Genomic DNA, 25,844 nt, shown 5'->3' with positions numbered 1-25,844 from the left:
CTTCCCTCTGTAAAATCGAGTAGAGGTGGCAAGTTCATTGCTTAGAAGAAATCAACAACACGAAAGGTTTCTTCATGAAGGCAATGATCACTGCGTTTTTGTTTTTACTGACGGCAACTGCTTCTGCGAATACCAATTCAGAAAAATGCACGGCTTTAAAGGCCGAGCTAATCGCAATGCAGACGGCTCAGGCGCAGATCATGAATAGCCTTGTAAGCAATCACGAAACCTTCGCGTCGACCCTGGAAGAATACTCCGACAATTTGACGGGTACCTCGGGTCAGTCCTCTAAGAAATCAATCACCAGAGACATGAAATCCTCGGCTAAGGCCTTTCGCACACGTGGGGTGCAAGGTAAGCGCATGGCTGAAAAGCTTCAGCTAGGCACCGAGGACCTTCTAAATCGTGTTTCTGAGTGTCTATAGGCGGCTCGGGGGAGCTCGCCCTATAGCAGAGGGGGCTCGAGGGCGACCGAAGTCTAGTAGGTCGCCTTTCGTTAAATCGTTCGATCAAAGTCTCAATCCGAGAATCCATTGTGTTTGAAAAGCAGCTCTATTTCCTTTTAAAATCCCCAGGTGTATAATTTAACGCTCAGCGTGATGTGAAAGAAGATGTCATGAGGCCCGAAAAACCGGGTATTTAGCATAGTCGCATCATTGTCCACAAACATTGAAATATTAGTATTATCAATGGGTTGGATAGCTGTAAGTTGATGTAAGATTTTTTGCTTGCAAAAAATACAGGGCTGGAACTTAATAGTTCAGTTCCAATTTGGCACTCAAGTCTCGATGGAACGAGGGGGGCAGTATGGCTATCTCTGAAAAGTTGGTCGGCGAATGCAGACAGCGACTTTTGCAATCGAAGCAGGACATCCTGAACAGGGTTAAAGAAGCTCGATTGAATTTGGACCAGAACGAGGAAAAGGGCGGCGACGAAGGCGACCAAACGGTTCGCGTTCTTGCTGAACAAGAATTCCTTAGCATGCACGAAAGACTTCGTTCGCAGCTAATGGAAATCGAATCGGCTCTGGCACGTATCGAAAACGGTTCTTTCGGTTTCTGCGAAGAAACTGAAGAGGAAATTGAGCCAGAACGTCTGCGCGCAATTCCTTGGACTCGTCTAAGCATCGAAGGTGCTGAGATCCGCGAGTCGGTGAACAAACGCTACGCTCGCGGTTAAGAGCATTGAATTAGATATCTAGAGGGGATTGAAAGGGAATGGGGCTATGCCTTATTCCCTTTCGTATTTTTGAGGGGTCCTTTTTAGAAGTTCACACCCAAGCCAACAGTTCCATAGAATGTCGACAGAGTCGCACCAGATTCGTCGGCATTGGTGAAATCATATTTTTTCACACCAAAACCAAGCTCGCCGAAGAAATTATTGGTCCACAAAACTTTCCCGTGGAAGTTCAACAAGAAATCATTCCCCATCTTGGTGCCGCTGTCGGTGGAGCCAAAGAATTGGATGTATTCCATATCCACGAATTTTGGATATTTCATGAACGGGATGTAGTTTAAAAGATCGTCGAAAGCCTTTGGCATCGAGCGAGCCCAGAATAGACCGGCACCCATTTTGTTGGCCTTCTGATCACCAATCGTCAAAACTTCATAGGCAAAGATGGCTCCGACAGTTTCATCGCGCTCCCACAAACCTTGCGAGAATCTGTAGCGAAGATCGACCTCGGTGGAATTTAAGGAAACTTTTTCCGTTTCGTCGTTTTCTTTGGTCGCAGTCACGTCAGCCAGGGAAGTGAAGTACTTGGCAGATACACCCCAACGCTGTTTGGATAAATAGCGATTTTGCCAATCAAACAAATCATTGAACCAGTATTGCAGATGGACTTCGCCCACAAATGTCGAACCACCTTGAGTTGTGGAAATACCGCTCAGTCGCAAGCTCGCTTCACCCGCACCACCGCGATAAACTTCAATATAAGCTTTGTGCGGTTCGATTTTGGATTGTTCGCCTTCGGAAACCAAAAGCTGGGGTTTATTCAATTGGTACTTTTGATCGGCCGCGAACTTCCAGGTGCGAAGATCAGAATCCTTGTCTTTTTCGTCCAAAGGCTCCAAGCCTTCAACCTTGGCGTCCTTGTTCACCTTGATCTTCATTTGATCCTTGGTGCTGTAAGTGCCTTGCAGGACGTCTTTATGAGCGAAAAGACGATCCTTCTGTTTTGGATAGTTTTTAATTTCCAACTCATAAGTGAACACACCACCGTATTTTCCGGCAAAATGAAGTCGTGGATTTTTCAGTGCCACGTCCATCTCCCAAAGATCACTTGGCTCCGCGATGGTTTTTTGAAAACCCAGAGTTTTGGTGATAGCTCCATAGATGATTCTTGGAGTGACTTTGGAATCACCAACCGGAGCAGGCAGGGCTCCTTTAAAGGTGATGGCATCCTTGTTTGTGCTTTCGATGAAGTCGCGAAGGTCGGGCTGAATAGGTTCAGACATGAATTCGTAAGTGGCACCCGATTTCAGCGTTGCCAGGAAGCCCACCGGGGCGCCAATGGCTACTTCCAGATTGTCTTTCAGATTTTTGCGCTCTTCATTTAAGGCAATAATTCGCGGAGTGGCATCAGACTTTACGTAATCCAGGATGATTTCGTCGCCTTTGATCTCTATACCGTAGTTCTGAGTACACATTGCCGTGAAACCTTTTTCGATTTCAGAGCGCAGACAAAAGCGAAAGTTATTTCCAGATCGCCACTGAGGTCCTTTTTCGCTCTTAAGATCGAACTTCCAGTCACCGGACTTATCCACTTTGGTTTTCCAAAGTTCTTTACCAAAGCTGTCGATGATCGACAGATCACCAGATTGCATGATGGTCGTATCCCAAGTGATTTTTAACTGTCCGTTTTCAACGTCAGCCGCCAGGGAGTCGCTATTGAAGACGTAGTCCGCGATTTTAAGTGAGTTGCCTTTGTCGGATTTCAAATCGTAGGCAATAACCGGAGTTTTGATTTTTACATCAGGCTCGCTCACTGCGAAAAACAAAGGCCGAGTATAGTCGTCGGATTCCTTAGGTTCAGCAGCCGGAGTTTCAGCAGCAACTGGAGTCGCGGTTGGCGATGGTTGTGCGGCAACCGGTGTTGCTTCGGGAGCTGGACTCGCGGGCTTTGCGTTTTCTGTTGCGGCTGTTTTTGCAGAGCTTTTTTTAGTGGATTTCTTTGTTTGTGCTGATGTGTTGATTGCAAAAGAAACCAACGCCATCACAATCAAGCTGCTAATGCTAATTTTCATTCTACGTCCCGGTTAGCTGTTTCTTAACATTATGAAAGAAGCCTGGGGGACAGAGCAATAGCGTGAGCAAGGATTAGGACTGAAGGCGATATAAATGAACTGAGCCGACAGCGCCGTCTTAAACTGGGATTAGAATTTGCGAATAAGACCCACAACAATCCCGCGAATCTCGACCTGATCAGGTGAGTACCACATGGACTTCATGGTTGAGTTTGATGGACGCAGTTCAACCTGCTTTTCGGAAACACCACTTTCGGGGCGGGCACGCAGGTAAATACGCTTCACGGTCGCTTCATTGTCGACCGTCGCCACGACGATATCGCCATTGCCAGCAGACTTCTGCTCCTGAACAAGAATGATGTCTTCATCGAAGATACCATCGTCGATCATGGAGTCGCCTTGAACCTTAAGAGCAAAAGACTTGGAAGGATTGCGCACCATTGAAGGTGGTACATCAACGAATTCATCGTGTTTGAAATTTTCAATTGGCTGTCCCGCTGCCACTTTCCCAAGTAAGGGAAGGGACAGGATCTCGTCACGAGCCTGGAGGAGCTTAGTGCGATGAGATCCCGTCGTCGTCGAGACTTTTGCTTGCAAGTGATCCTGTACAGCCGAAGCTGAATGAAGCACTTGGATGGCTCTTTTTTGGTTCACCGGGTTGGTGATATAGCCTTTGGTCGTTAATTGTTTCAGATAATTCTGAACTGAATTGAACGAGGCTAGACCAAAATGATCCTTAATTTCCTGATATGACGGAGAAATACCTGAACTTAAGATGTGGGCCTCGATGTACTCGAGAACCGATTTTTCTTTAGGCGTCAGTGATGGGAGGGGCAATTTCTTTGTCATAACTTACATACAACCTACAGTGTAAATAATATGTAAGTCAAAAGGAAAATGGTCCAGTTTTCCGCTTTACGATATGCGCCATCAAGAAATTGGAAAGCCCCAACAGTGGTGACTGCTGGGGCTATTTAATTAGTGGTTCTTTTAGATTATTAAGTGCGAATTATTCTTTGCGTGGGCACTCTTTTTTAGCCTCGTCACAGACTGTATCTAGCTTGGCAATCTCTGGCTTCGCTTCAGATGCAATTTGGCGAGAAACTGTAGCCGGAGGGCTGTTTTGCGCGTGACTGACCGGCGTCATCGAGCAGTTTTGGTAGAAGAGTATCACGACGGGATTTATTACCAACATCGCGACAAAACTAAAACTACCTTTGTTAACCATACCATCCTCCTAAAACACAACAATGGGTGCTAAAAATCACACCTTTTACATTACGGACGTTTGGCGGTAAGACTTTAGTCATTTTCTAGCCTTTCTCAGATTGGCGCAAAAAAAGGCGTTTTCTCATCTTGAGAGAATTTAAAGACGTGGGATAATAGAAAGTAATGATGAAGCCACTTCGTTACCTAATAGCAAGTTTGATATGTATTCTCGCAGGAACTAATGCTGCCCAAGCAGAGTTCACTAATCTTTCAGAGACCTGCGTGAATGATCTTAAAAAATTCCCAGGGGCGTGGGATGACAAACTATTGAAGCAAGCATGTGCCAAAGTAGTTATGGATCCGCAATGTGTGAGCGTTGAGGGCAGACCTATTTATCACTACGATAAAATGTCCGGCGAACTGGGGTCCAAAAAAGTTTTGGTTATCAGTTTGATCCATGGTGATGAAACACATGCGGGCACTGTGGGACGTTATTGGATGGAGCGCTTGGAAGGAATTGATCCAAGAAATTCCTGGAGAGTCGTTCCCGTCATGAATCCGGATGGCGTTAAATACAAAACCCGCACCAATGCGAACAAAATTGATGTGAACAGAAACTTCCCAACAAAAGATTGGGAAGTAGGCGCTGTCGATGCGTGGAAAAAATCCACGAAAGAAAATCCTCGTCGCTTCCCGGGTAAAGAGGGCGGTAGTGAGCCTGAAACCAAATGTGCGATTCACCACATTGATGATTTCAAGCCTGACTTCATCGTCTCTGTTCATACGCCGTTGAAGGTGTTGGATTTTGATGGTCCGAAATTTTCTCCGCCACCGAAGTTTGATTATCTTCCGTGGAAATCCCTGGGGAATTATCCGGGCAGCTTAGGTCGCTACATGTGGATGGAGCGCAACACGCCGGTGTTGACGATGGAGTTGAAGGAAAATCTTCCTCCGAACCTTGCACCGTTTGATAAGCTTCAGGATATCATCGGTACACTGGTGAAATTGGATGCGGCAAGAAAAGCCTCCAATACCTCCTCAGCGAATCCTCCGAGTAAATATCTCCCCCTGGCTTTTGATGTGAATCAATAAGAATAAAAAAACCCGCTGCGAAGCGGGTTTTTTATTTTTAGCTGAGTGTGAAAATTTCTTTCAAATCCTGATCCACTTGCGGCGTGATATTCACTTTCAGTGCGCCCAGGTTTTCCTGCAGCTGCTCCACATTAGTTGCTCCCAGAATCACACTGCTCATTCCCGGTTGTGCTGCCACCCACGCCAATGCCAGCTGCGTGCGCGAACATTCAAGGGCGTCAGAGATTTTCTTCATCTGTTTTACGCGATTGATATTCTGGTCGTTGTAAAGTGATTCGCGAAGATTATCCATCCGGGCAAGTCGTCCCTCGGTGATCCCGCCGTCATATTTCCCGGTCAGTAAGCCTGAAGCCAGCGGGGACCACGTGACCAAGCCCATTCCGTGTTCCAGAGCTTTGGGTTGCGCGTTGGTTTCAAACTTCTGGCGTGCGATCAGACTGTACTGCGGTTGTTCCACCTGAGGCTTGTAATAACCGCGCTTGTCACAGACATCCATCGCTTCCTGAATTTGGTCTGCAGTCCATTCACTGGTGCCCCAATAAAGAATTTTTCCGTGATGAATCAGATCGTCCATGATGCGAATGGTTTCCTCAACCGGAGTGTCTTCGTCATAGCGATGGCAAAAATAGATATCCAGATACTCAGTGCCGATTCTTTGCAGACTTCTGTTCACGGATTCCAGAATGTGCTTTCGTGAAAGGCCTTTGTCGTTGATGTTTTCACTCATCGGCCAGAAAACTTTTGAAGAGATCACCAGTTCATGACGGGGGAGCTCTTTCAAAGCTCCGCCCATCATGCGTTCGGCATCACCTTTTGCATAGACGTCAGCAATATCGAAAAAATTTATTCCTGATTCATAGGCATGATGAAGAATGCTGCGAATGGAAGTGAAGTCTTTGACGGAGCCGCCGAAGGTCGTCCAACCTCCCAGCGAAAAAGTGGAAAGCTTAAGGCCGCATCGGCCCATACTGCGAAAGGACATGTTTTGATTGGACATAAAAAAACTCCCTTCAGTGGAGATCTTCCGTCTGAAGGGAGTGAGAGTAAAGCTTAGTGCAGGACAGGTGGCTGTAAGTAGTGGTTGATTTCAACCAACCGATCTTGATGGCTCACAACGGAGTCCTGGATTTCCATCAACTTCAGCATCAAGTTGTCTTTTGCCAACTTGATCGCCAGAAAGATGTCGCTGTGGACTCCTTCGGCTTCGACTTTGGCGTCGCCTTCGGTGAGGACAATCGCAATGCGAAACAATTTGCTCAAATCGCGACGATCGAACTCCTTGCCCTCTGTTTCATACTGAAGCGCGAGTTTTTTTGGATTCCGGGCAACGACTGTGACCACTGTTTCTGGCGTCACAAAGCCGTCAAACTCGTTGATCATTTGATAGATGAACGACTTAACTTCCGGGTTTTCCTCAATAAGTTGAATGGTGGGGTTTTGAAGGTTCGTCATAGGCGGCCTCCTTTTCCTTATTATCAGTTTAACAATGGGGTTGGAATTTGTCTGGTCAAGTTGGCGTCGGCATGAAAAATAATTTGAAAACCAATAGGTTTGATTTAGAATCGCAGACCTGGACTATTGACGTGTGTCATTGTGAGACGTAATGAAATTAGAAGCTGGCTGGAAATCAAGATTACAAAGTGAGCTCGACAACGATTCGATGAAGAAGCTGACAGCTTTTTTGCAGAAGGAATCAAAGTCGGGGAAAATCATTTACCCTCAGGGAGATGAGTATTTTGCAGCTTTTAATTTGACGCCTCTGGATAAGGTGAAAGTTGTGATTGTGGGGCAGGATCCCTATCACGGTCCTGGTCAAGCCCATGGTTTGTGTTTTTCAGTCCGCGAGGGCGTGCGTTTTCCTCCTTCTCTTTTAAACATATTTAAAGAACTTAAAAGTGATATGGGCGTCGAGATTCCTAAAAGTGGATCTCTGATGAAATGGGCAGAGCACGGCGTGCTTTTGCTTAACGCAGTTTTGACCGTCGAAGACGGCAAAGCGGCAGCTCATTCGGGCAAAGGGTGGGAACAGTTCACGGATCGAGTCATTCACGTGCTTAATGAAGAGCGTGAAAACCTGGTGTTCATCCTTTGGGGGGCCTATGCCCAAAAGAAAGCGGCTTTCGTGGATCGCAAAAAACACTTTGTCATTGAGTCGGTGCATCCTTCGCCATTGTCGGCACATCGCGGCTTTTTTGGAACAAAGCCCTTCTCAAAAGCCAATGAGTATCTGACGTCCAAGGGTAAAGAGCCTGTGGACTGGAGCCTTTAGGACATGTAAACTGGTCTCCTTGAATTACAAGTTGAATTACAAGGAGACTTTCATGAAATCTGTATTCGCACTTTTCATCGCACTTGCCGCATTCCAACCTTCATTCGCTACAACATCTGAAGATGTAAAACAAAAAACATCTGAAGCAGCAGTTTCGGCTGTGAACTACACAAAAGCACAACAAGAAGCTTTCCAAAAAGAGATGGAAGCCAAACTTGCTGAAATGAAAAAAGAGATCGCAGAACTGAAAAAATCCGCAGCTGCGAAAACTGGCGAAGCCAAAAATGAAATGAATCAGCAAATCAACAGCCTTGAGAAAAAACAAGATGGCATGACCAAGGATCTGGCGCAGTTGAAAAAAAGCTCAGGCAAAGCCTGGGGTCACATGAAAGATGGCATGAGCAAAGCTTGGGACTCCATCTCTGACTCCTATTCCAAAGCCAAAGCTGAATACGCTGAGCAAAAGTAATCTTAAAATGAAGTTACAAAGCACGCTTGTTTTTTCCAACGAACTTCCCCCGGTAAAAAAGCTGGGGGAGGAAATTCTTCTGATTTACGATCAGATCCTGGCGCAAAAATCCCCGTCGTTCAGAAAATGGGCGAAAGGGATTTCCTTAAAGTATCCGGTGAAAGCCGGCGAGCACCTAAAAGATATCGAACAGTTTCCCCGCCATATCAAAGCGATCACTAAGTTGACCGAGCAGACCTCAGTGAAGAAGCTGACTGTCGTGGTCGTGGGTGGGGGAAGTGTTGGGGATTTTGGTGGCTTTGTTGCCAGTATTTTGAAGCGCGGTGTGCGCCTGATTAATATTCCCAGCACCTGGCTGGCGGCCATTGATTCAGCTCACGGTGGCAAGACAGCTCTTAATGTTGGTGGAGCCAAGAATCAGATCGGGACTTTTTATCCTGCAGATCAGATTATCATGGTTCGCTCTGTGCTGATGGCCCAACCGGAAGCCCGCGCCTTTGAGGGCTTTGGTGAGTTGATTAAAATTTCCCTGATCGAGGGCGGTAAGCTTTGGTCTTCGTTGGCGAAAGAAAAACAGATGAACTCCAAAACTTTGTGGAAGCATCTGGAAGCGGCCGTTCACGCAAAATACAAAGTGGTTGCAAAAGATCCCCATGAGAAAAAGGGAATTCGTCATGTCCTGAACCTGGGGCATACCATCGGCCATGTGCTTGAAAGCCATTACGAACTCCCGCATGGAATTGCCATCAATTACGGTTTGGATTTTGCCCTGCGCTTCAGTGTGCAGAAAAAAATCATGAAGCCCGCCGATGCGTCTCGTCTTTACGGTGAGCCGGTGATGGGGTTCTTGTTGTCTCCATTGCGGGATGATCTGATTTCAGTAAAAAGCTCTGACCTTAAGGAATACCGTCGTTTGTTGTTAAGTGATAAAAAGAAAACGAAAGCGGCAACGCTGCGTTTTGTTTTTGTTAAAAATCCGGGAAAAACGGTCATTCAGGAAGTGACAGTGGACGATCTGTTGATCGAGCTTTGTCGTCAGCGTGAAGAGGAGCTTCATGGCTGATTTTCGTTTTCAAGGGAGCATTCCTGGTTCCAAATCCGTTTTCAATCGCGCATTGATTGTTAAAAGTTATTTTCCGGTTTTGGATTTGCACGGATTCGCGGATTGCGATGATGTGCGCTTTATGCGTGAAGGACTGAAGGGAATCAAAGAACGCAGTCGCATTGATTGCGGTGAGGGTGGGACCACTTTCCGGTTCATGGCCTTGCGGGCTTCCCGTGTTCGCGGCGTGCATGTTTTAAAAGGAACTCCTCGCCTGATGTCGCGCCCTCAGCATGGTTTGATTGATTTGTTGCAACAGCTGGGGATTCAGGCGCAGATCAAAAAAAATGAAATGCATATCGTCAGCGAAGGCTGGAAAAAGTTTAAAAACCGCGTGATCAAAGTCGACACGACGGAATCCTCTCAATATGCATCAGCTTTGATTTTAAATTCATGGCTGCTGGATTTCGATTTGGAATTTCAATTGGTGGGCAATAAAGTTTCTGAGAGTTATTTTCTGCTGACGTTGGAAATGCTTAAAAAGATGGGTCTTCGGATCAAGCAGACTCCGACGGGGTATCTGGTTCCTATGGGACAGCGTCTGGAAAAATTGTCGTTCGACGTGGAAGCCGACATGAGTTCGATGTTCACGATGGCTGCGGCCGGTGTGCTTGCCGGTGAATCGGTGATCGAAAACTATCCTGAACAAACACAACAACCGGACAAGGTGTTTGTGGATATCTTCAAAAAAATGGGCGCGCAGGTTGATCTGGATGGAAGAACGTTAACAGTCAGAAAGCCTCAGCATTTAAAAGCTGTGGAGTGGAACTTGTTTCAATGCCCGGATTTATTTCCTGTGTTGGCGGTTGTGTGCAGCTGTGCTGAAGGCACCTCCAAATTGCATGGTGCTCCGCAACTGGTGGCCAAGGAATCAAACCGCATCGCAAAAGTGGCGGACCTGTTAACTTTGTTGGGCATTCAGCACGAGGTTTTGGAGGACGGCATGATAATACATGGTAATCCACAACAATCTCTGAAAAAAGGTGTCGTTTTCAATCCTGACGAGGACCATCGCATGGTGATGGCTGCGGTTTTGATGAAATTAAAAGGTCACCAAATTCAAATTCAGCATCCAGAGGCCATCAATAAAAGCTTCCCGGAATTCTGGGACATGATTGGAATCAAACCATGATCACACTCATCATCGGTCATCGCGGCACGGGAAAAACTGATTTGGTCAAGCGCATGCAGTTGACCATGTCCCATCCGGAAGTTGCCTATTTGGATTTGGATGATGAGATCGAAAAGCGCATAGGTAAAACCATTCGCGAATTGTTTTTGGAGCACGGGGAAGCCTATTTTCGGGAAATGGAAAAACAAATTTTCCTGGAAGTGTTGCAAAAACCTTATCGCGATATTTTTTTAGTCTTGGGTGCGGGCTTTGATGTGACGACTGTACCTGCGGATTTGCATGTTTTATGGGTAAAGCGGCAAACCGACTTGGACGGCCGGATTTTTTTAAACAGACCTCGTTTGAATCCGGATATGTCACCGTTGCAGGAGTATATCAAGCGCGCCAGCCCTCGTGAGGTTCGCTACCAGGAAGTCGCTGATGAAGTGTATTTGATGCCGGAAGGAATCTTCGAGCATCATCATCAGGTGCTGGGGCTGGAAAGACGGATCCTTTCCGGTCAATTACATAACGTCACCGGTGCCATCACCGTGGAATCCTCGATTTTTAAAAAAGCTCAGCGCTTTGAACTTTTCAAAAAGCGCTATGCTGGCCGGGGTGTGGATTATTTTGAATTGCGCGATGACTTTCTGAATGAAGACCAGATTTTGCAGTTCATCCAGGCGATGCCGGAGGAGAAAATCGTTTTCTCTTTCCGTGCAGTGAAAGACCGCGCGGATTGGTGGAACTCAGAGAAGGCGCAGTTTATTCTGCAAAAAGCCTCGTGGATCGACTGGCCGCTGGAACTGGGTGTGCCGACGGATGTTCTGGATCGCCTGCCAAAAGAGAAAATTATTTTATCCGCCCACGAAAGTGTTCATCTTTTTGATTTGCAAAAACTCGAGAATGAAGTGGGCCATCTTAAGTTCGCTCCGTTGATTGAAAGCTTTTCGGATCTGCAGCGTTTGCACAAATGGCAACAGGAGCAGGATGATTCCCGCAGCTTCCTGCCGCGTTCAAAGGATGGTCGCTGGGCCTGGTACCGTTTGTTGCAAAAAGGCCGTCAGATGATCAACTTCTGGCGCGAGGGCCAAGGCAGTGCTGGTGACCAGCCAAGTTTATTTCATTGGATGATGACTCCAGCAGCAGCGAAAAGTTTTGCCGCGGTTTTGGGGGATCCGGTCGTTCACAGCTTTACTCCCGTCGAGCATTCAGATTTTTTTGCATCACGGAACCTGCCGGTATTTGCAATTCGTATTTCCCGTGAAGAGTGGGATGTGGCGATGCCGATTCTGCAGGAGTTGGGATTGCAGTATGCAGCTGTGACCTCGCCCCACAAAGAGCGCGCGGCCAGATGGTGCTACCATCCGACACTTCCTGCAGTGAACACTTTGTACTTCAATAAAAAAACTTCCAAGTGGATGGGAACCTCCACGGATGAAGCGGGTTTTGTCGAACTTATCGAGGGAGTGGGAATGCTGGCGCCGCTGCAAAAAGAGATTGCAGTGTGGGGCGGGGGTGGAACGCTTCCGATGATTGAAAAAGTTCTTCCGCACGCAAACTATTACTCGGCTCGAACCGGGGAGTTGCGCGAAGGATCTGAGTCCGCAGACGGCTTAAATCCGAAGGTGGTTATTTGGGCGGCTCCCAGAGTGGATGATACCTACATGCCACCGGCTGACTGGACGCCGGCTATGATATTTGATTTAAATTACAAAGAAGACTCCGTGGGGCGCGAGTATGCCCAACTAGCCAAGGCCAATTATGAGTCCGGATTGAAGATGTTCGTGGCTCAGGCACAGCAACAAAGAATGTTTTGGAAAGAGTGCGAGGAAAAAGCATGAGTTCAGCTAATCAGTTTGGATCGCGATTTACGATGACCTCTTTTGGAGAGAGTCATGGAACTGCACTTGGTGTTTTGATCGATGGCTGTCCAGCGGGCGTGCACTTTGATTCTGAAGTTTTGACTCGGGAACTGGAAAGACGCAGACCGGGTCATCATGGCTCCGGGCAAATCGTTTCCGGTCGTCAGGAATCTGATCAGGCGGAAGTTCTGAGCGGTGTTTTCGATGGGAAAACCTTGGGAACTCCGATTGCCATTATCGTTCGCAATCAGGATGCACGTTCTCAGGATTATGAAAAAATTCAAAAAGCACCACGGGCCGGGCACGCGGATGATATGTGGAAAAATAAATTCGGTCACAGTGATCATCGCGGTGGCGGCCGTTCGTCAGGACGTGAAACCGTTTCGCGAGTCATGGCAGGTGCTGTGGCGAAAATGCTGATGACCGAAGTCAGTTCGCGCACCAAAGTGATTGGTTATGCTTCGCAGATTGGTCCCATAGATTTGTCGGATGCGGATCGCAAGAACGTTAAGAATGTTAATGTGGATTCCTTTCAGGCAAGATTTCCCTCAAAAGACGATCAGCAAGTGGCTGATCTGCTAAAGAAAGCCCAGGAAAGCGGTGATAGTTACGGGGGCATCGCTGAAATCCTGATTCAGGCTCCACCGGCCTCTTTGGGGCAACCGGTATTCCATAAATTAAAGTCTGATCTGGCTCAGGCTTTCATGAGCGTTGGTGCGACCAACGGATTTGAGCTGGGTTTGGGTTTTGAGTCCGTGAAAGTGCCGGGCACTGATTTCCATCAGGGTCATCAGGATGTCTATGGCGGTATTCGCGGCGGCATCTCGACAGGCGAGGATATTTTATTAAGAGTTTCGTTTAAGCCAACCAGTTCGATTTTGGATGTGGCAAAAAAAGGTCGTCACGATCCGTGCATAGTGACACGCGCAATCCCGGTCCTGGAGGCCATGACATGGCTGGTATTGGCAGACCACTACCTCTGGGCTAAAACAGACAAACTCTAAAGGGGCAATTATGGTTTCTGATATTTTCACACCTGAATGGTGGACGGAAGTTCCTGGTTTTGATTTCAAAGACATTACTTATCATCGCGCTAAAGATCAGGGCACGGTTCGTATTGCCTTCAATCGTCCTGAAGTGCGCAATGCTTTCCGCCCGCAAACAGTGGACGAACTTTATATCGCCCTAGAGCACGCTCGCGTGACTCCTGATGTGGGTGTGGTGTTGATCACCGGAAATGGTCCTTCACCGAAAGATGCCGGCTGGGCGTTCTGTTCCGGTGGCGATCAACGCATTCGCGGTAAAGATGGCTACAAGTATGAGGACAAGGAAGCTGCTGGTAAAGCGGACCTTGCTCGCTTGGGTCGTTTGCATATCCTGGAAGTTCAACGTTTGATTCGCTTCATGCCTAAGATTGTTGTGGCTGTTGTGCCAGGCTGGGCTGTGGGTGGTGGTCATTCACTTCATGTGGTCTGCGATCTGACTTTGGCCAGCAAAGAACACGCGATCTTCAAACAAACGGATCCGGATGTGGCAAGCTTCGACAGTGGTTACGGTTCTGCATATCTGGCTCGTATGGTGGGTCAAAAACGTGCTCGTGAAATCTTCTTCCTGGGTCGTAACTACTCGGCACAAGAGGCATTTGAGATGGGTATGGTGAACGCCGTTATTCCTCACAAGGATCTTGAGAAGGTTGCTTTGGAGTGGGCTGCTGAAATGAACACGAAAAGTCCAACCGCAATGCGCATGCTGAAGTTCGGTTTCAACATGATCGATGATGGTCTGGTGGGACAGCAATTGTTTGCAGGTGAGGCAACCAGACTGGCTTACGGTACTGAAGAAGCAGTCGAAGGCCGCGGAGCTTTCGTCGAGAAACGCGATCGCGACTTCTCCAAGTTCCCTTGGCACTACTAAGAAGCTCTTAGAGGGCTTTTAAAAAACAGACTGAATTAGGTACAAATTTTTATTTAGTGGGAGGAGAATAAAGCCATGAAACGGCGTTGTCTCCTCCTTCTTTTTATGACGCTTTTTATCTCGGGTTGCCCAACTCGGGAGCAGCCAAAAATTCCTCCGCCAAAACCACCGGAACCTCAGACAGAGACTCAAAATAAACAAGATGTGGGTTTAAATCACCGTCAATTGGATCAATTGGGTGGAATGGCCCCATTGGTGGGGCCTGGCGTCTATTTCTTAGTGATGCTCGCATAGAAAAAACTGCCGAAATTCATTTTCATTGGCCCTGAGGTTTGACCCATCGGTTGAAATTAGGTACCACAATTCCATGACAAATATCTCTACGACGCTTGTGACTTCGCCGAAAGCTCTTCCACCCTCTGACCAACTTGGATTTGGTCAATACTTCACAGACCACATGTTTGTGGCCAAGTATGCTGAAGGCAAGGGTTGGTTTGAGGCTTCTATCGTTCCCTATGGTCCGCTTTCTGTGGATCCGGGAGCTTCGGTATTGCACTACGGACAAGCGTTGTTTGAAGGGATGAAAGCCTTCCGCCAAAACGACGGCCGTGTGGTCTTCTTCCGTCCTGAGTTCAACTATCATCGCCTGGCAGAGGGCGCGGAACGCATGTGCTTGGAAGCGCCTCCTATGGAGCTTTTCATGCAGGGTCTGCATGAGCTTACTAAAGTTGACGAGCGTTGGATTCCTCATCAAAAAGGCACGTCCTTGTACATCCGACCGACATTGATCGGTACTGAAGCGTTCTTGGGAGTTCGTCCTTCCCGTGAAACTACATTCTTCATTTTGCTGTCTCCAGTGGGCTCTTATTACGCTGAGGGCGCTAAGCCCGTAAAAATCTGGACAGAGGAAAGATATCTTCGTGCAGCACCAGGTGGCTTGGGAGCTGTGAAGGCAGGGGCGAACTACGCTTCCAGCTTGAAGGCCGCTTTGGAGGCCAAACAGAAGGGCTACGCTCAGGTTTTGTGGCTTGATGTGGAGCGCTTGGGTATCGAAGAAGTCGGCACCATGAATGCGTTCTTTGTGTTCAATAATGAAATTGTGACTCCAGCATTGAACGGCAGTATTTTGTCCGGTGGCACTCGTGATGCGATCATTCAGGTTCTTAAGAAGAAAAATCTTCCGATCGTTGAAAGACGTATCACAATCACTGAAGTGATCGAGCGCCTGTCCAAAGGTGAGCTGAAAGAAGCTTTCGGTACTGGTACCGCAGCCGTGATTTCTCCGATTGGTGTGATTCACTACAACGAGAAAGACTGGACTATCAACAACAACGAAACGGGTCCATTAAGCTCCGAGCTTTACAGTGAAATCACGGGGATCCAGCAGGGTACAATTCCAGACTCCATGAACTGGATTTCCCCTCTTACTTAAGATTCAGAATGCTGAAACCAAATAAAAAAGGCTGAGATAAACTCAGCCTTTTTTATTTTTATATATTCAATTTTTAAAACTACAGAATTGCGTTTTCAGCAAATGGCGGCTGACCCGTGATGCATTTGATGTACTTGGGGTTGATCACGACATTCTTTTTGCCGTTGAACCAGCGAATTTCAACGCGCTCTTGAGTTTCGATGTGAGTGTAAGTCGCGTGGTCACCATACATCACCAAATCAGGTGTGCGCAGGTCTTCAAAGGACTTCACAGCAAGCATGATTTCTTTATTATCCAAGTCATTTACAACCATGTGGCCGCTCAAATCATCAACGATGTGACCGTCTTTTTGGCCCTGAGCCAGCATGGCATCGAAGGTCTTTTCCAGCTTGGCAAAGTCCTCAGAGTTATGAACAACCCAGCCATGTGCTTGATAATCTTCAGCAGAAGGGCAGAACTCACTTGCAAGAGATGTAGAACCTGCAAACAATACAGCAGCAATAATCCATTTCATTTTAGACTCCTTGAAAAGTGCGACTACTTTTTAACTTTCTGAGGTCGGAGTCAATGTGAAGTGGTTGATGAAAACAAAATAAAAAAGGCGTCCCTGGGGAACGCCTTTTAATCAGTTTTTTGTGTGCTGCGTGAGAGCTATTTTACAGTACCTTTGTAGATATACGCAATTCCACCGGTCAATGTGATGAACTCGCACTTGGAGAAAGCACCCGTCTCATTCATCATCGCCACAAACTCCTCGCGGCATGGGAATGCTGCAGAGGACTTTTGCAGATACTCGTAAGCATCTTTTTGTCCCGTCACCAATCCGCCGATTTTTGGCAGAATGTTTTGGGAGTAGAAGTTGTACAAAGCGCCGAACAACGGGATGTTCACTTGACCGAACTCCAGGATCATCACTTTACCGCCGGACTTCGTCACGCGAGCCATCTCGGACAAACCTTTTACCGGGTTGCCAACATTGCGGATACCGAAAGAGATGGAAGAGATATCGAAAGAGTCATCAGCATAGTTCAACTGAGTGACATCGGCTTGTTCAAACTTGATATCAAGGCCTTTGTCAGCCGCTTTGCCCGGAGCCGGGATCAGCATCTCTGCGCAGAAGTCTGTGCCAGTCACTTGACCTGCAGAACCCACAGTTTGTTTGAATTCAATCGCAAGGTCACCTGTGCCAGTGGCGCAGTCCAAAACTCTGTCGCCTAGTTTTGCGCCAGAGAATTTAACCAATTTTTTTCTCCACAAGTGGTGAACACCCATGGAAAGCACGTTGTTGCCTTTGTCATAGTTTGCAGCAACTTTAGAGAACATGCTGCGGATGATTTCAGGATTTGGAGAGTGTTTTTGATTCTCAGTGTGCATGTGCTGTCACCTTGTGAAGAGGGCGGTCGATCGCAACCAGGATTCTTTCCAGTTTTCTCATCATCGTTTCGAAATCCTGCAAAGTCAGGGCTTGCATGCCATCTGAAAGTGCTTCGGAAGGACGAGGATGAACTTCCACGATAATACCGTCGGCGCCCACAGCAGCTGCTGCGTAAGCCAGATCCGGAACCAATGCGCGGATGCCCACTGCATGAGAAGGATCCACGATGACTGGAAGATGTGTGTTTTTCTTGGCGAAAGCAACCGCGTTCAGGTCCAGCGTGTTGCGAGTCGCAGTTTCGAAAGTGCGGATACCACGTTCGCAAAGGATAACGTTGTTGTTACCGGCTTTGACCACGTATTCAGAAGCTTTGATCCACTCTTCGATGTAAGCAGCCAAACCACGTTTCAACAAGACAGGCTTGTTTTGACGGCCCAGTTCTTTCAGAAGTTCATAGTTCTGCATGGAGCGGGAACCAACTTGGAAACATTCAACCACATCGTAAACTTCAGCGATTTGACGAACGTCAGTCACTTCAGAAACGAGGCTCATGTTCAATTGTTTGCAAACGTCTTTAACCATGTCGAATGCAGAGTTGCCCAATCCCTGGAACGCCGTCGGAGACGTGCGCATTTTCCAAATGCCGCCTCTCAAAAGGTGAGCACCAGAAGCTTTAACACCGGACGCAGTTTCAAGAAATTGTGCGTGGCTCTCGATAGAGCACGGCCCTGCGATAACGGTAAATTCGGGACCCCCAATGTCGAACCCGCCAACATTGACGATTTGGGTTGAGGGACTTGTTTGCATAGTTTGCGTTTCCATATTACGAACTCTCACTGTGGATCGCAAACATAGCATATTGCCTCTAGGCATTACAAACTTTTTGGACTCGGGGGCCCTCTTGCGCCACAAGGGGCAATGGACTCTTATACAGGGGCCATTTAACCCTGTAAAAACTCCCAATAGTTCAGAGATTTCAGTATTTTGCCCTGATTTCTATGAGCAGGATTCGCACCCGTTGTGGTGGGGAACGGCCCAGTTCACGGTTAGTACCTCTGAATTACAAGCCCTAATTGAAAACCACCTGACCGGAAACCCGCGTCCCGATGGGCCCCTAAGTAAGGCCGAGTGGCAGGAACCACCGGAATCAGATTTCGAAACCGATCTGGAAGTGATCCAAAAAAAGATCGCAAATCAGCAAATACAAAAGGCTGTGCCTGTGGTGTTTGCGCGTTCATCGCAAACGGTGACCAGTGCAGATCGGGCTCGGATGATTTTGAATTTGCTCGCGGCTCCGGAGACTTTGTACGTCTTTGGTTTTTGGCAGAATGGGCAGGGTATTCTAGGGGCCACACCGGAAGTTTTGTTTGATTACGATCGCGGGCTGTTGCAGACGATGGCGCTGGCGGGGACTTGTCCTAAGAGTGACAAAGCCGAACGCGAGTCATTGCTGCTTGATGAAAAAGAAATGCAAGAGCATCATTTCGTTGTTGAGGATCTTGGCAAAAGATTGAGCCAATGGGGACAGGTGCAGAGTCACGGTCCTACGATCCTGGAGCTTCCGACTCTGTACCATTTGAAAACTGATTTCCAGGTGATGTGCAAAAGCAAACCGGATTTTCGCGAGTTGGTTATGCAGCTGCACCCGACTCCGGCCTTGGGAGTTGCACCCAGAGCTGCTGGTTACAAATGGATGCAGGAACTGCCGGGACAGGAAGGGCGTCGTGGCTTTGGCGGCCCGATGGCTTTTTTGGGTGCAGAGGAGGCTCTGTGTCTTGTTGCGATTCGGAATTTGCAGTGGGATCAGAACGAATCTATGATTGGATCGGGTTGCGGCGTTGTCGCAGCCAGTGAATTTTCCAGAGAGTGGCGGGAGCTTTTTCAGAAGCGACTGTCGGTAAGAAAGATTTTGGGGCTTAAAGTATGACAAACATGGAGTTGGCAGCAAAAGTTATTCAGGAGTTGGTGGATACGGGCGTCCGTGAATTCATCCTCTGTGCTGGAGCTCGCAACAGTCCTCTGGTCCATATTCTGGATGAAAATAAAAATCTGAAGGTCTATTCCTTTTTCGAGGAGCGCTCAGCGGCGTTTTTTGCTTTGGGCCGCATTGCCGGCTATCGTCGCCCGGTTGCGATTTTCACAACTTCAGGGACTGCGGTTGCAGAATTGCTGCCGGCAGCTGTTGAGGGAACTTATTCCTCTTTGCCTTTGATCATGGTAACTGCAGATCGCCCGAAGCGCTATCGCGGTTCCGGTGCTCCACAGTCCATTGAGCAAGTTGGTATTTTTTCTTACTACAACGAAGTGGCTTTGGACATCGATGCGGAAAACTCGCATCTGTCTTTCAAAAGTCTTTCCTGGAAAAAACCAATTCACGTCAACGTGTGCTTTGAAGAGCCCTTGATTGACGGACCCGTCCCGCAAATCAAAGTGCCGCAAGCATCCGAAAGAACCAAGCTTCCAGGGCAATTGCCAATGGGAATGCTGAAGCAGCTTGAGGATTTTTTAAATACACGCAAGCCGCTGGTTCTGGTGGGCATTCTGCCGGAAAAAGCTTACGGCACTGTTTTGGATTTTTTAAAGCAATACAAAGCGCCTCTGTATGTAGAGGGTATTTCCAGTCTGCGTGGTCATCCTGATTTGAAGGATCTGCAGATTCGTTCCGGCGAGCAAATGATCCACCGACTTCTAAAGTCCGGCGCTTGTGACTCCATTCTGCGAATTGGAGGAGTGCCGACAGTGCGTATATGGCGTGATCTTGAGGACCGCTATCGTGATTTGCCGGTGTTCTCGGTGGCCTTCAATCATTTCACGGGTCTGAGCCGTCCTGTCGATCATTGTCCGTCTTTGGATTTGTTGAGCCAGGTTGAGTTCTCGTCTGTGCATCGTGAAAATGTGCATATTTCCGCTGAAGATAACTCCCGCACCGAACAAATGAAGGTCTTGCTGGAGAAGTATCCAAAGTCAGAACAGGGCATGATCTACGAAATCTCCAAACATATGAAGGGTCATTCTGTGTATTTGGGGAATTCACTGCCGATTCGTGAGTGGGATTCCTGCGCTGATCTTGATAGTGCGCCACTTCGTGTGGCCGCAAATCGTGGAGCAAATGGTATAGACGGACAGGTTTCCACCTTCCTTGGCTGGGCTCATACAGATACACCGAACTGGTGTGTGGTCGGGGATCTGACGGCGATGTATGACCTTTCCTCACTATGGGCGACCAATCAGCTAGAAGCGCAAAAATTACGCGTAGTTGTGATCAACAATGGGGGCGGCCAAATATTCTCACGCATGTTCAAGAAAGAGATTTTCGTAAATAAACACGAGATTTCATTCGAATCATGGGCAAAAATGTGGAATTGGTCGTATCAGAAGTGGCATACTGTTCCCAAGAGTTTGGAACTGGATAATCTGCAAATTATTGAGATGGTCCCTGATTGGAATGAAACCCAACAGTTTTGGAAGGAATTGGAATCGATTTGGAAAGAGTGAATCTGTTTTTGTTGCACGGTTTTTTGGGCAGACCCTCTGATTGGGAAGCAGTGAAAGCTTCCTTGCCACCGGTTGCAAACCTGCGCATTTACACTCCTGATTATTTCAAAGACGAAGAACTGACTTCCGTACATAGCTTCGAAAAATGGGCCGAGAACTTCAATGACTGGGCCCACGATGAAACCAAAGGCACCGGTCGCAATATTCTGGTGGGATATTCCCTGGGAGGGCGACTGGCTCTTCAGGCGCTCGCGCAAAATCCCACACAGTGGTACAAAGCCCTGTTCATTTCCACCAATCCTGGCTTCGACGACAATCACAAGAATTTTGATCCAAGTTCAGAACAGCGCCGTCAACGATGGTTGAACGATTCCTATTGGGCGGAAGAGTTTTTGAAAGCCCCTTGGGATATGGTGATGCGCAACTGGAATGCGCAACCCGTATTTGGTGGCGGCAGTGAGCCTCTGCGCATGGAAAAAGATTATAGCCGCGAGAATCTAAGCCTGGCGCTGACTCGCTGGTCACTGGCCGAGCAACAAAATATGCGAAACCTGCTGACGGCTTTAAAACAGAAAGTCTTTTGGCTGGTCGGGGAAAGAGACGAAAAATTTGTGTCGATGTCTCAGACTCTGCATCATGAGACTGGTGTGAAAGTGGAGATCGCACAGGATGCTTCACACCGTGTGCTGTTTGATCGTCCTCGCGAAATCGCAGAAATAATTAAATCTATATTAGCGCAGCTGAAGTGATTTCTCTTTAATCCACGGCAGGTAATAAGGCACAGCCAGGTAATACGAATACGCTGAGCACTGATCTTTAGGTCGTTGCGACCAATAAACTCCGCCGATCACTCCCAGCAAATGGTAAACACCTTTGATTTTCACGAAAGCTGCACCACCGGAGTCACCAAAGCAGATGCCTTTACCGGACAGGTGTTTTGAAGCGAATACTTTTTTGCTGGAAAAGACGCTGAAGATTTTCATGGAGACTTTGCGCAGTCTTCCGTTTTCATCACCATATCCGTCGATGCCAGTGGTGCTGCCATAGCCAAAAGCCACAAACTCACCGTTTTCTTTGGCAGCAGAAAGATCCGGTGCCAAGGGTGCTGGCTTGTACCCTTTGGGCATTGATCCTGAAAATGAAATCAAAGCCACATCATCGCGATCAAAATTATTTTTAGGGCCGGCAAAGCCCGAATGTCTGATGATTCTTTTTCCGATGCGTGTTTCGATATTGCGATCATCCCAATCCAGTCCAAAACCGATTTCCACAGAATACGAAGTGTCGGCAATACAATGGGCCGCGGTCAGAATCAGATTTTCGGCGATGATTGTTCCGGTGCAAACCCCGCGGGTTGCCGGAACATACAGGTGAACCAGGTGTTTCGCCAACGGATCAAAGCGCGTGACTTTGGAGCCTCCGGCAATTTCCTCGATGGTGTCATCGACATTGGAATTGTTCAAAGCATGTTCTGGTTGGCAGGCTGCCAGCAATCCACACAACAAGAGCAGTAAAAGCTTGTTCATGATTAATTGCTTTCAGTTTGTTCGTGCAGCTTGGAAGCTGCAAGATTCAGCCACTCGCGGAAGAAGGAAACGTTGGCGTAAATGGAATTCACCGAGCAATCAGTCACTTTGCGATTTGCTGCGCGATTGGCAACGCCCCAAAGGTGAAGTTGATTGTTCTTGATGATAAAACCCGGACCGCCCGAATCACCGTGGCAGGTTGAACCGCTTTTTGCAGCCACTTCAATCTCAGAGCTGGAGTAGTTGCGATTTGCAATAGTGGAAGTGCCTTGGCGAAGAGTGCCGGCGCCGTCCATTTTAATTTCTTTGCAGTGCTCAAGCTTCATGGAATCCTGACAAACCACCTGGCCGGTTTGAATGGCTGCGATCAAGTCAGGGTACGTATTCACATCAATCGGAGTTGAAGTGATTTTATTTGCTCCAAATCCTGCGATGAAGACTGTCTGGTTTACGGAAAGATCGTCCTCTTGAACCAGATTTGTAACAGGAATGTAGCCAGTCGGAGCGCTGCCTTCGAATTTGATAAGTGCGATATCACCAGTGTCAGATTCAAGGTGAGTTTCAGCCCCCCACCACGCAGTCACCGCAGTGGATAGACCTCTGCGACCCACGGTCGTGATGTTGTTACCATTCATCACGTTGCTAAACACAACAGTGATCAAAAGATTTTGTGGATCAGTCACACAGTGAGCAGCGGTTAGAATCAAATTTCCTTTTAACAGAGTGCCGCTGCAGACTTCCTGATCGCCCGTGTTTTTGTTTTCGATCAGAAGTCCCACCACGCTGCGAGAAGCAAGGTCGGAAGAGGTCACTGTTTTACCGCCTACGATGGCAGTGTCTGTTTTGTTCAGAGATACGTGTGGAGTGCGCAGCGGAGTGCAGGCACTTATTGTGCAACCGAGAGCCAGATACAAGAATGGATTCTGTAACAACCCCAAATTTTCCCCCAGGAAAAAGCATCGGTCCGTTTGCTGTCCGGTTCATTGATGCGTTGAGTTATATAACCTGAGGTTACCGGGAAAAGATAGGTGCAATTAAGGGGTGGGAAACAATTTCTTGGCAGGGGAATTGTAGAAAATTCACCCTGCCAAGGTCTCAAATCTCTTATAGTGATTTACAAGCGTCTGTAGCTTGAATCAAAGCCGAACGGGTGCCGGGTTCAGCGGCTGCGTGACCCGAATCCGGGATAATTTTGAAGTCTGCTTCCGGCCAGGCTTTGTGAAGTTCCCAAGCTGAAGTTGCCGGGCAAACCACATCGTAGCGACCTTGCACAATCCACGCAGGAATGTGGCGGATCTTGCTTACGTTTTCCAATATCCAGTTGTTGGTTTCAAAGAAAGCATTATTAGTGAAGTAGTGGCATTCAATGCGTGCAAAACTTAAAGCAGAATCCGGATCATCGTATTCCTCAATGGCATGAGCATCGATGTAAAGTCTTGAAGTGGCGGCTTCCCACTTGCTCCACGCTTTCGCTGCTTCCAAACGGACGTCGCGATTTTCGTGAGTCAGGCGTTTGTAGTATGCTGTCACCATGTCATGACGTTCATTTTGAGGAATCACTTTCAGGTATTCATCCCACACGTCCGGGAAAATTTGCGAAGCACCTTCTTGGTAGAACCATTTGATTTCGGAAGGACGGCACAGGAAGATTCCGCGCAATACCAACGCTTTTACACGCTCAGGATGTTTGATCGCATAAGTCAGTGCCAGTGTGGAGCCCCAGCTGCCGCCAAAGACAACCCACTTGTCGATTTTCAAGTGCTCGCGCACACGTTCCGTATCGGCAACCAGATCCCATGTGGTATTTTCGCGAAGTTCCGCGCAAGGTGTGGATTGGCCAGAGCCTCGTTGATCAAAAAGAATGATACGATAAGTTTTTGGATCAAAGAAACGACGATGATCAGGAGCAACGCCGCCGCCCGGGCCGCCGTGCAGGAAAACAATTGGTTTGCCCGCGGGATTTCCAACTTCCTCAAAGTAGATATTGTGAATTTCTGAAACTTTCAGGAAGCCTTTGTTGTAAGGTTCAATCGCTGGATAAAATTCGCGAAGACTTTGCTTTTCCATTTGTAAATTCCTTTGTGGCTAAGAGGCCTAAACTGTACGCCAACCCACCTTTAGAGTCCACGCCACAAATTCCTCGTGACGCTTCTTGGGATCGGTGGGGTGAAATTCCTCAAGAGGGCTTCGGACCAGGCTTTCAAGTGGATCCAATCCCATTTCGGCCCGTCGCGCATTCAGGTTTGGTTCATCTTCAACGTCGGTCACTCGCAAAATTCCATTATCGTCCCAGTCTGAATTTGTTCCGTAGATTTGTTTTCGACCCTCATAAAAGCGGATGCGATCCATCAGCATGGCGACATATTGTTTTGGAACCTCGTTGTTCTTAAGGAGCTCCACGGTTTCGATTTCCATGGCGCGCATGAACTCGGGCCAGCTGATGGCGTGCAAAATCAGACGCATGGCTGCGATGGCGGCGTCTTCTCCCACTTTGGGAATTGTGGGGAAGCCGTGAAGTTCAATCAACTTTTTCAGTCGTTCGGCATGTTTCAGATGCGTTTTTTCCATGACCGGGGAGTAGCCCTGAAAAAGTTCGCCCGTCTGGGCCAAAACTTCGCGGACGGCCTGGTCCTCGCGAATCATGTGCATGATTTCTTCGTAGAAGTTCTTCCAATCCTGACTCATTAAAAAAAGTCCTGTCTGAATTTGTTCTTTTCAGAAAGTGGAATGAAGCTCGCATCAAAAGCAGTTTGATTGCATCTTCTGAAATCCTCTTCCGTAAATGCGTGGGTGCGATGAAGGACTTCGTAGTCGTCACTTAAGGTCGTTGCGAATATTCCGGGATCATCCGAGTTTACGGTGACCAGAACTCCCGAGTTCAGCAATTGACGAATTGGATGATCCTCGTAGGTCTTAAAAGACTGAGTCAGGTAATTGCTGATTGGACAAATTTCAAGAGGGATGTGGCGGTCGCGGATAAAGTTTAATATTTCAGGATTGCGCACAATCTGAATCCCATGACCGATACGTTCCGCACCCAGGATCTCCACCGAGTCCTTGACCCAGCTGGCAGCCAGATCATTCGGTGTTTCGCCGGAATGAACGGTGATATGCAGACCCGCTTTTTTTGCTTTCTGAAATAGGGGAGCAAAGATCTTGGGATCAAAGCCTTCTTCGTTGTCGGCCAGATCCAAAGCGATGAAGCTGTCTTTGTTGTCTATAGCGAAATCCACGACTTTTTCCGCAACGGCAAAAGGCTTCACTCTTTGAACGATGCAGATCAGTCCGACGGCCATGGAAAAGTTTTTCTGAGCCATTTTTACTCCCTTCAGAAGGGACTGATGAATGGAGTCAAAACTCAGGTTGTCGTGGCCATCTGCGATAAATGTCGGGGCATAGCGCAGTTCAAGAAGTCGGATTCCATCATTGTAAGCGTCTTCACACGCTTCATAGGCGATACGAGTCAGGATTTCCTCGCTGGCCAGGACTTTCTGGGCATTGAGAAACTTATTAAGCACACTTCCCAAATCATTCATGGGCTCTGTGATCAAAAACTGATCTTTTTGTCCTTGGGATGTGGTTGCCAGCGGAATACCCACCTGCGGGGCCAATTCCACGAGCGTGCTCCAACGCACCGAGCAGTCCAAGTGCCGGTGAAGTTCGACTTTTAAAAGATTGCGAATGTTGTGTGCATAGAGCTTTTGCATTTGAAGTTCCTTAACTAGGGAAGTAGAACATTA

Annotated in this window: 28 protein-coding genes; 15 read left to right on the top strand and 13 right to left on the bottom strand. The window is 47.8% G+C overall.

Features of this window, described 5'->3' with window-relative positions:
• Window positions 1-74 precede the first annotated feature (74 nt).
• Window positions 75-425: a hypothetical protein gene (locus AAAA73_RS08430; protein ID WP_340597768.1), complete on the top strand. Its 351-nt coding sequence runs from the start codon at window positions 75-77 to the stop codon at window positions 423-425.
• Window positions 426-807: 382 nt separating this feature from the next.
• On the top strand, window positions 808-1,179 hold the full coding sequence (locus AAAA73_RS08425; RefSeq protein ID WP_088615720.1) for a TraR/DksA family transcriptional regulator: 372 nt from the start codon (window positions 808-810) through the stop codon (window positions 1,177-1,179).
• Window positions 1,180-1,262: 83 nt separating this feature from the next.
• Here AAAA73_RS08425 and AAAA73_RS08420 read toward each other — a convergent pair whose 3' ends face one another.
• From AAAA73_RS08420 to AAAA73_RS08410, 3 genes are all read right to left on the bottom strand, one after another.
• Complete coding sequence (locus AAAA73_RS08420; RefSeq protein WP_340597766.1) at window positions 1,263-3,245, bottom strand: hypothetical protein; 1,983 nt, start codon at window positions 3,243-3,245, stop codon at window positions 1,263-1,265.
• A gap of 129 nt (window positions 3,246-3,374) precedes the next feature.
• Window positions 3,375-4,094, bottom strand: coding sequence for a transcriptional repressor LexA (lexA, locus tag AAAA73_RS08415; RefSeq protein WP_340597765.1), 720 nt, complete (start codon window positions 4,092-4,094; stop codon window positions 3,375-3,377).
• A gap of 160 nt (window positions 4,095-4,254) precedes the next feature.
• A complete protein-coding gene (locus tag AAAA73_RS08410; RefSeq protein ID WP_340597764.1) occupies window positions 4,255-4,473 on the bottom strand; it encodes a hypothetical protein in 219 nt (72 codons plus the stop codon).
• Window positions 4,474-4,637: 164 nt separating this feature from the next.
• Here AAAA73_RS08410 and AAAA73_RS08405 point away from each other — a divergent pair, with 164 nt between their 5' ends.
• Window positions 4,638-5,546 (top strand): M14 family zinc carboxypeptidase, encoded by a 909-nt coding sequence (locus AAAA73_RS08405; protein ID WP_340597763.1) that lies wholly within the window; start codon window positions 4,638-4,640, stop codon window positions 5,544-5,546.
• Between the two features lie 37 nt (window positions 5,547-5,583).
• On the opposite strand, the gene AAAA73_RS08400 is transcribed toward AAAA73_RS08405, so the two are convergent.
• Entirely contained in the window at window positions 5,584-6,543 is a 960-nt protein-coding gene (locus AAAA73_RS08400; protein WP_340597762.1) for an aldo/keto reductase family protein, read from the bottom strand.
• 53 nt (window positions 6,544-6,596) lie between these two features.
• Window positions 6,597-6,998, bottom strand: a complete 402-nt coding sequence (locus AAAA73_RS08395) for a hypothetical protein (protein ID WP_340597761.1) — start codon at window positions 6,996-6,998, stop codon at window positions 6,597-6,599.
• 151 nt (window positions 6,999-7,149) lie between these two features.
• On the opposite strand from AAAA73_RS08395, the gene ung reads away from it, so the two are divergent.
• The 9 genes from ung (at window position 7,150) to AAAA73_RS08350 (ending at window position 15,708) form a co-directional block, all read left to right on the top strand.
• Window positions 7,150-7,815 (top strand): uracil-DNA glycosylase, encoded by a 666-nt coding sequence (gene ung / locus AAAA73_RS08390; RefSeq protein WP_340597760.1) that lies wholly within the window; start codon window positions 7,150-7,152, stop codon window positions 7,813-7,815.
• A gap of 52 nt (window positions 7,816-7,867) precedes the next feature.
• Complete coding sequence (locus AAAA73_RS08385; RefSeq protein ID WP_340597759.1) at window positions 7,868-8,284, top strand: hypothetical protein; 417 nt, start codon at window positions 7,868-7,870, stop codon at window positions 8,282-8,284.
• Window positions 8,285-8,291: 7 nt separating this feature from the next.
• Window positions 8,292-9,347, top strand: coding sequence for a 3-dehydroquinate synthase family protein (locus AAAA73_RS08380; protein WP_340597758.1), 1,056 nt, complete (start codon window positions 8,292-8,294; stop codon window positions 9,345-9,347).
• The gene (locus tag AAAA73_RS08375; RefSeq protein ID WP_340597757.1) at window positions 9,340-10,518 is read left to right on the top strand and encodes a 3-phosphoshikimate 1-carboxyvinyltransferase; all 1,179 of its coding nucleotides are present in this window, start codon (window positions 9,340-9,342) and stop codon (window positions 10,516-10,518) included. The genes AAAA73_RS08380 and AAAA73_RS08375 overlap by 8 nt, the downstream gene beginning before the upstream one ends.
• On the top strand, window positions 10,515-12,341 hold the full coding sequence (locus AAAA73_RS08370; protein ID WP_340597756.1) for a shikimate kinase: 1,827 nt from the start codon (window positions 10,515-10,517) through the stop codon (window positions 12,339-12,341). Before AAAA73_RS08375 ends, AAAA73_RS08370 begins: the two co-directional genes overlap by 4 nt.
• Entirely contained in the window at window positions 12,338-13,366 is a 1,029-nt protein-coding gene (aroC, locus tag AAAA73_RS08365; RefSeq protein ID WP_340597755.1) for a chorismate synthase, read from the top strand. The genes AAAA73_RS08370 and aroC overlap by 4 nt, the downstream gene beginning before the upstream one ends.
• A gap of 10 nt (window positions 13,367-13,376) precedes the next feature.
• On the top strand, window positions 13,377-14,276 hold the full coding sequence (locus AAAA73_RS08360; RefSeq protein ID WP_340597754.1) for a 1,4-dihydroxy-2-naphthoyl-CoA synthase: 900 nt from the start codon (window positions 13,377-13,379) through the stop codon (window positions 14,274-14,276).
• Between the two features lie 105 nt (window positions 14,277-14,381).
• The gene (locus AAAA73_RS08355; protein WP_340597753.1) at window positions 14,382-14,570 is read left to right on the top strand and encodes a hypothetical protein; all 189 of its coding nucleotides are present in this window, start codon (window positions 14,382-14,384) and stop codon (window positions 14,568-14,570) included.
• A gap of 73 nt (window positions 14,571-14,643) precedes the next feature.
• Window positions 14,644-15,708: a branched-chain amino acid aminotransferase gene (locus AAAA73_RS08350; RefSeq protein WP_340597752.1), complete on the top strand. Its 1,065-nt coding sequence runs from the start codon at window positions 14,644-14,646 to the stop codon at window positions 15,706-15,708.
• Window positions 15,709-15,787: 79 nt separating this feature from the next.
• Here the strand turns inward: AAAA73_RS08350 and AAAA73_RS08345 are convergent, their stop codons facing one another.
• The 3 genes from AAAA73_RS08345 to aroF all read right to left on the bottom strand — a co-directional run bounded on the left by AAAA73_RS08345 (window position 15,788) and on the right by aroF (window position 17,905).
• Window positions 15,788-16,222 (bottom strand): hypothetical protein, encoded by a 435-nt coding sequence (locus AAAA73_RS08345; RefSeq protein ID WP_340597751.1) that lies wholly within the window; start codon window positions 16,220-16,222, stop codon window positions 15,788-15,790.
• Window positions 16,223-16,359: 137 nt separating this feature from the next.
• Window positions 16,360-17,082: a bifunctional demethylmenaquinone methyltransferase/2-methoxy-6-polyprenyl-1,4-benzoquinol methylase UbiE gene (gene ubiE / locus AAAA73_RS08340; RefSeq protein ID WP_340597750.1), complete on the bottom strand. Its 723-nt coding sequence runs from the start codon at window positions 17,080-17,082 to the stop codon at window positions 16,360-16,362.
• The gene (gene aroF / locus AAAA73_RS08335; protein ID WP_340597749.1) at window positions 17,072-17,905 is read right to left on the bottom strand and encodes a 3-deoxy-7-phosphoheptulonate synthase; all 834 of its coding nucleotides are present in this window, start codon (window positions 17,903-17,905) and stop codon (window positions 17,072-17,074) included. Before aroF ends, ubiE begins: the two co-directional genes overlap by 11 nt.
• A 196-nt stretch (window positions 17,906-18,101) precedes the next feature.
• Between aroF and AAAA73_RS08330 the strand changes: the two genes are divergently transcribed.
• Genes AAAA73_RS08330 through AAAA73_RS08320 form a run of 3 tightly spaced genes read left to right on the top strand, consistent with a single transcriptional unit; the run spans window position 18,102 to window position 21,327 of the window.
• Window positions 18,102-19,010, top strand: coding sequence for a chorismate-binding protein (locus AAAA73_RS08330; RefSeq protein ID WP_340597748.1), 909 nt, complete (start codon window positions 18,102-18,104; stop codon window positions 19,008-19,010).
• Complete coding sequence (gene menD / locus AAAA73_RS08325; RefSeq protein WP_340597747.1) at window positions 19,007-20,578, top strand: 2-succinyl-5-enolpyruvyl-6-hydroxy-3-cyclohexene-1-carboxylic-acid synthase; 1,572 nt, start codon at window positions 19,007-19,009, stop codon at window positions 20,576-20,578. The genes AAAA73_RS08330 and menD overlap by 4 nt, the downstream gene beginning before the upstream one ends.
• The gene (locus AAAA73_RS08320) at window positions 20,545-21,327 is read left to right on the top strand and encodes an alpha/beta fold hydrolase (protein ID WP_340597746.1); all 783 of its coding nucleotides are present in this window, start codon (window positions 20,545-20,547) and stop codon (window positions 21,325-21,327) included. The genes menD and AAAA73_RS08320 overlap by 34 nt, the downstream gene beginning before the upstream one ends.
• Here the strand turns inward: AAAA73_RS08320 and AAAA73_RS08315 are convergent.
• The 5 genes from AAAA73_RS08315 to add form a co-directional block, all read right to left on the bottom strand.
• Complete coding sequence (locus tag AAAA73_RS08315; protein WP_340597745.1) at window positions 21,310-22,104, bottom strand: S1 family peptidase; 795 nt, start codon at window positions 22,102-22,104, stop codon at window positions 21,310-21,312. The genes AAAA73_RS08320 and AAAA73_RS08315 overlap by 18 nt on opposite strands.
• 2 nt (window positions 22,105-22,106) lie before the next feature.
• Window positions 22,107-23,042: a S1 family peptidase gene (locus tag AAAA73_RS08310; protein ID WP_340597744.1), complete on the bottom strand. Its 936-nt coding sequence runs from the start codon at window positions 23,040-23,042 to the stop codon at window positions 22,107-22,109.
• 166 nt (window positions 23,043-23,208) lie between these two features.
• A complete protein-coding gene (pip, locus tag AAAA73_RS08305; protein ID WP_340597743.1) occupies window positions 23,209-24,171 on the bottom strand; it encodes a prolyl aminopeptidase in 963 nt (320 codons plus the stop codon).
• 27 nt (window positions 24,172-24,198) lie between these two features.
• Window positions 24,199-24,789: a DUF6624 domain-containing protein gene (locus AAAA73_RS08300; RefSeq protein WP_340597742.1), complete on the bottom strand. Its 591-nt coding sequence runs from the start codon at window positions 24,787-24,789 to the stop codon at window positions 24,199-24,201.
• Complete coding sequence (gene add, locus AAAA73_RS08295) at window positions 24,789-25,811, bottom strand: adenosine deaminase (protein WP_340597741.1); 1,023 nt, start codon at window positions 25,809-25,811, stop codon at window positions 24,789-24,791. Before add ends, AAAA73_RS08300 begins: the two co-directional genes overlap by 1 nt.
• Window positions 25,812-25,844 lie beyond the last annotated feature (33 nt).

The sequence above is a fragment of the Bdellovibrio sp. GT3 genome, from assembly GCF_037996765.1.
GTDB lineage: Bacteria > Bdellovibrionota > Bdellovibrionia > Bdellovibrionales > Bdellovibrionaceae > Bdellovibrio.
Note: the sequence above shows the minus strand (reverse complement) of the source record. Positions and strands in the feature narration are given on the sequence as shown.

Coding starts and splice junctions, on each gene's coding strand:
- AAAA73_RS08430 (WP_340597768.1), top strand. CDS start 75: ATGAAGGCAATGATCACTGCGTTTTTGTTTTTACTGACGGCAACTGCT.
- AAAA73_RS08425 (WP_088615720.1), top strand. CDS start 808: ATGGCTATCTCTGAAAAGTTGGTCGGCGAATGCAGACAGCGACTTTTG.
- AAAA73_RS08420 (WP_340597766.1), bottom strand. CDS start 3,245: ATGAAAATTAGCATTAGCAGCTTGATTGTGATGGCGTTGGTTTCTTTT.
- lexA (WP_340597765.1), bottom strand. CDS start 4,094: ATGACAAAGAAATTGCCCCTCCCATCACTGACGCCTAAAGAAAAATCG.
- AAAA73_RS08410 (WP_340597764.1), bottom strand. CDS start 4,473: ATGGTTAACAAAGGTAGTTTTAGTTTTGTCGCGATGTTGGTAATAAAT.
- AAAA73_RS08405 (WP_340597763.1), top strand. CDS start 4,638: ATGATGAAGCCACTTCGTTACCTAATAGCAAGTTTGATATGTATTCTC.
- AAAA73_RS08400 (WP_340597762.1), bottom strand. CDS start 6,543: ATGTCCAATCAAAACATGTCCTTTCGCAGTATGGGCCGATGCGGCCTT.
- AAAA73_RS08395 (WP_340597761.1), bottom strand. CDS start 6,998: ATGACGAACCTTCAAAACCCCACCATTCAACTTATTGAGGAAAACCCG.
- ung (WP_340597760.1), top strand. CDS start 7,150: ATGAAATTAGAAGCTGGCTGGAAATCAAGATTACAAAGTGAGCTCGAC.
- AAAA73_RS08385 (WP_340597759.1), top strand. CDS start 7,868: ATGAAATCTGTATTCGCACTTTTCATCGCACTTGCCGCATTCCAACCT.
- AAAA73_RS08380 (WP_340597758.1), top strand. CDS start 8,292: ATGAAGTTACAAAGCACGCTTGTTTTTTCCAACGAACTTCCCCCGGTA.
- AAAA73_RS08375 (WP_340597757.1), top strand. CDS start 9,340: ATGGCTGATTTTCGTTTTCAAGGGAGCATTCCTGGTTCCAAATCCGTT.
- AAAA73_RS08370 (WP_340597756.1), top strand. CDS start 10,515: ATGATCACACTCATCATCGGTCATCGCGGCACGGGAAAAACTGATTTG.
- aroC (WP_340597755.1), top strand. CDS start 12,338: ATGAGTTCAGCTAATCAGTTTGGATCGCGATTTACGATGACCTCTTTT.
- AAAA73_RS08360 (WP_340597754.1), top strand. CDS start 13,377: ATGGTTTCTGATATTTTCACACCTGAATGGTGGACGGAAGTTCCTGGT.
- AAAA73_RS08355 (WP_340597753.1), top strand. CDS start 14,382: ATGACGCTTTTTATCTCGGGTTGCCCAACTCGGGAGCAGCCAAAAATT.
- AAAA73_RS08350 (WP_340597752.1), top strand. CDS start 14,644: ATGACAAATATCTCTACGACGCTTGTGACTTCGCCGAAAGCTCTTCCA.
- AAAA73_RS08345 (WP_340597751.1), bottom strand. CDS start 16,222: ATGAAATGGATTATTGCTGCTGTATTGTTTGCAGGTTCTACATCTCTT.
- ubiE (WP_340597750.1), bottom strand. CDS start 17,082: ATGCACACTGAGAATCAAAAACACTCTCCAAATCCTGAAATCATCCGC.
- aroF (WP_340597749.1), bottom strand. CDS start 17,905: ATGGAAACGCAAACTATGCAAACAAGTCCCTCAACCCAAATCGTCAAT.
- menD (WP_340597747.1), top strand. CDS start 19,007: ATGACAAACATGGAGTTGGCAGCAAAAGTTATTCAGGAGTTGGTGGAT.
- AAAA73_RS08315 (WP_340597745.1), bottom strand. CDS start 22,104: ATGAACAAGCTTTTACTGCTCTTGTTGTGTGGATTGCTGGCAGCCTGC.
- pip (WP_340597743.1), bottom strand. CDS start 24,171: ATGGAAAAGCAAAGTCTTCGCGAATTTTATCCAGCGATTGAACCTTAC.
- AAAA73_RS08300 (WP_340597742.1), bottom strand. CDS start 24,789: ATGAGTCAGGATTGGAAGAACTTCTACGAAGAAATCATGCACATGATT.
- add (WP_340597741.1), bottom strand. CDS start 25,811: ATGCAAAAGCTCTATGCACACAACATTCGCAATCTTTTAAAAGTCGAA.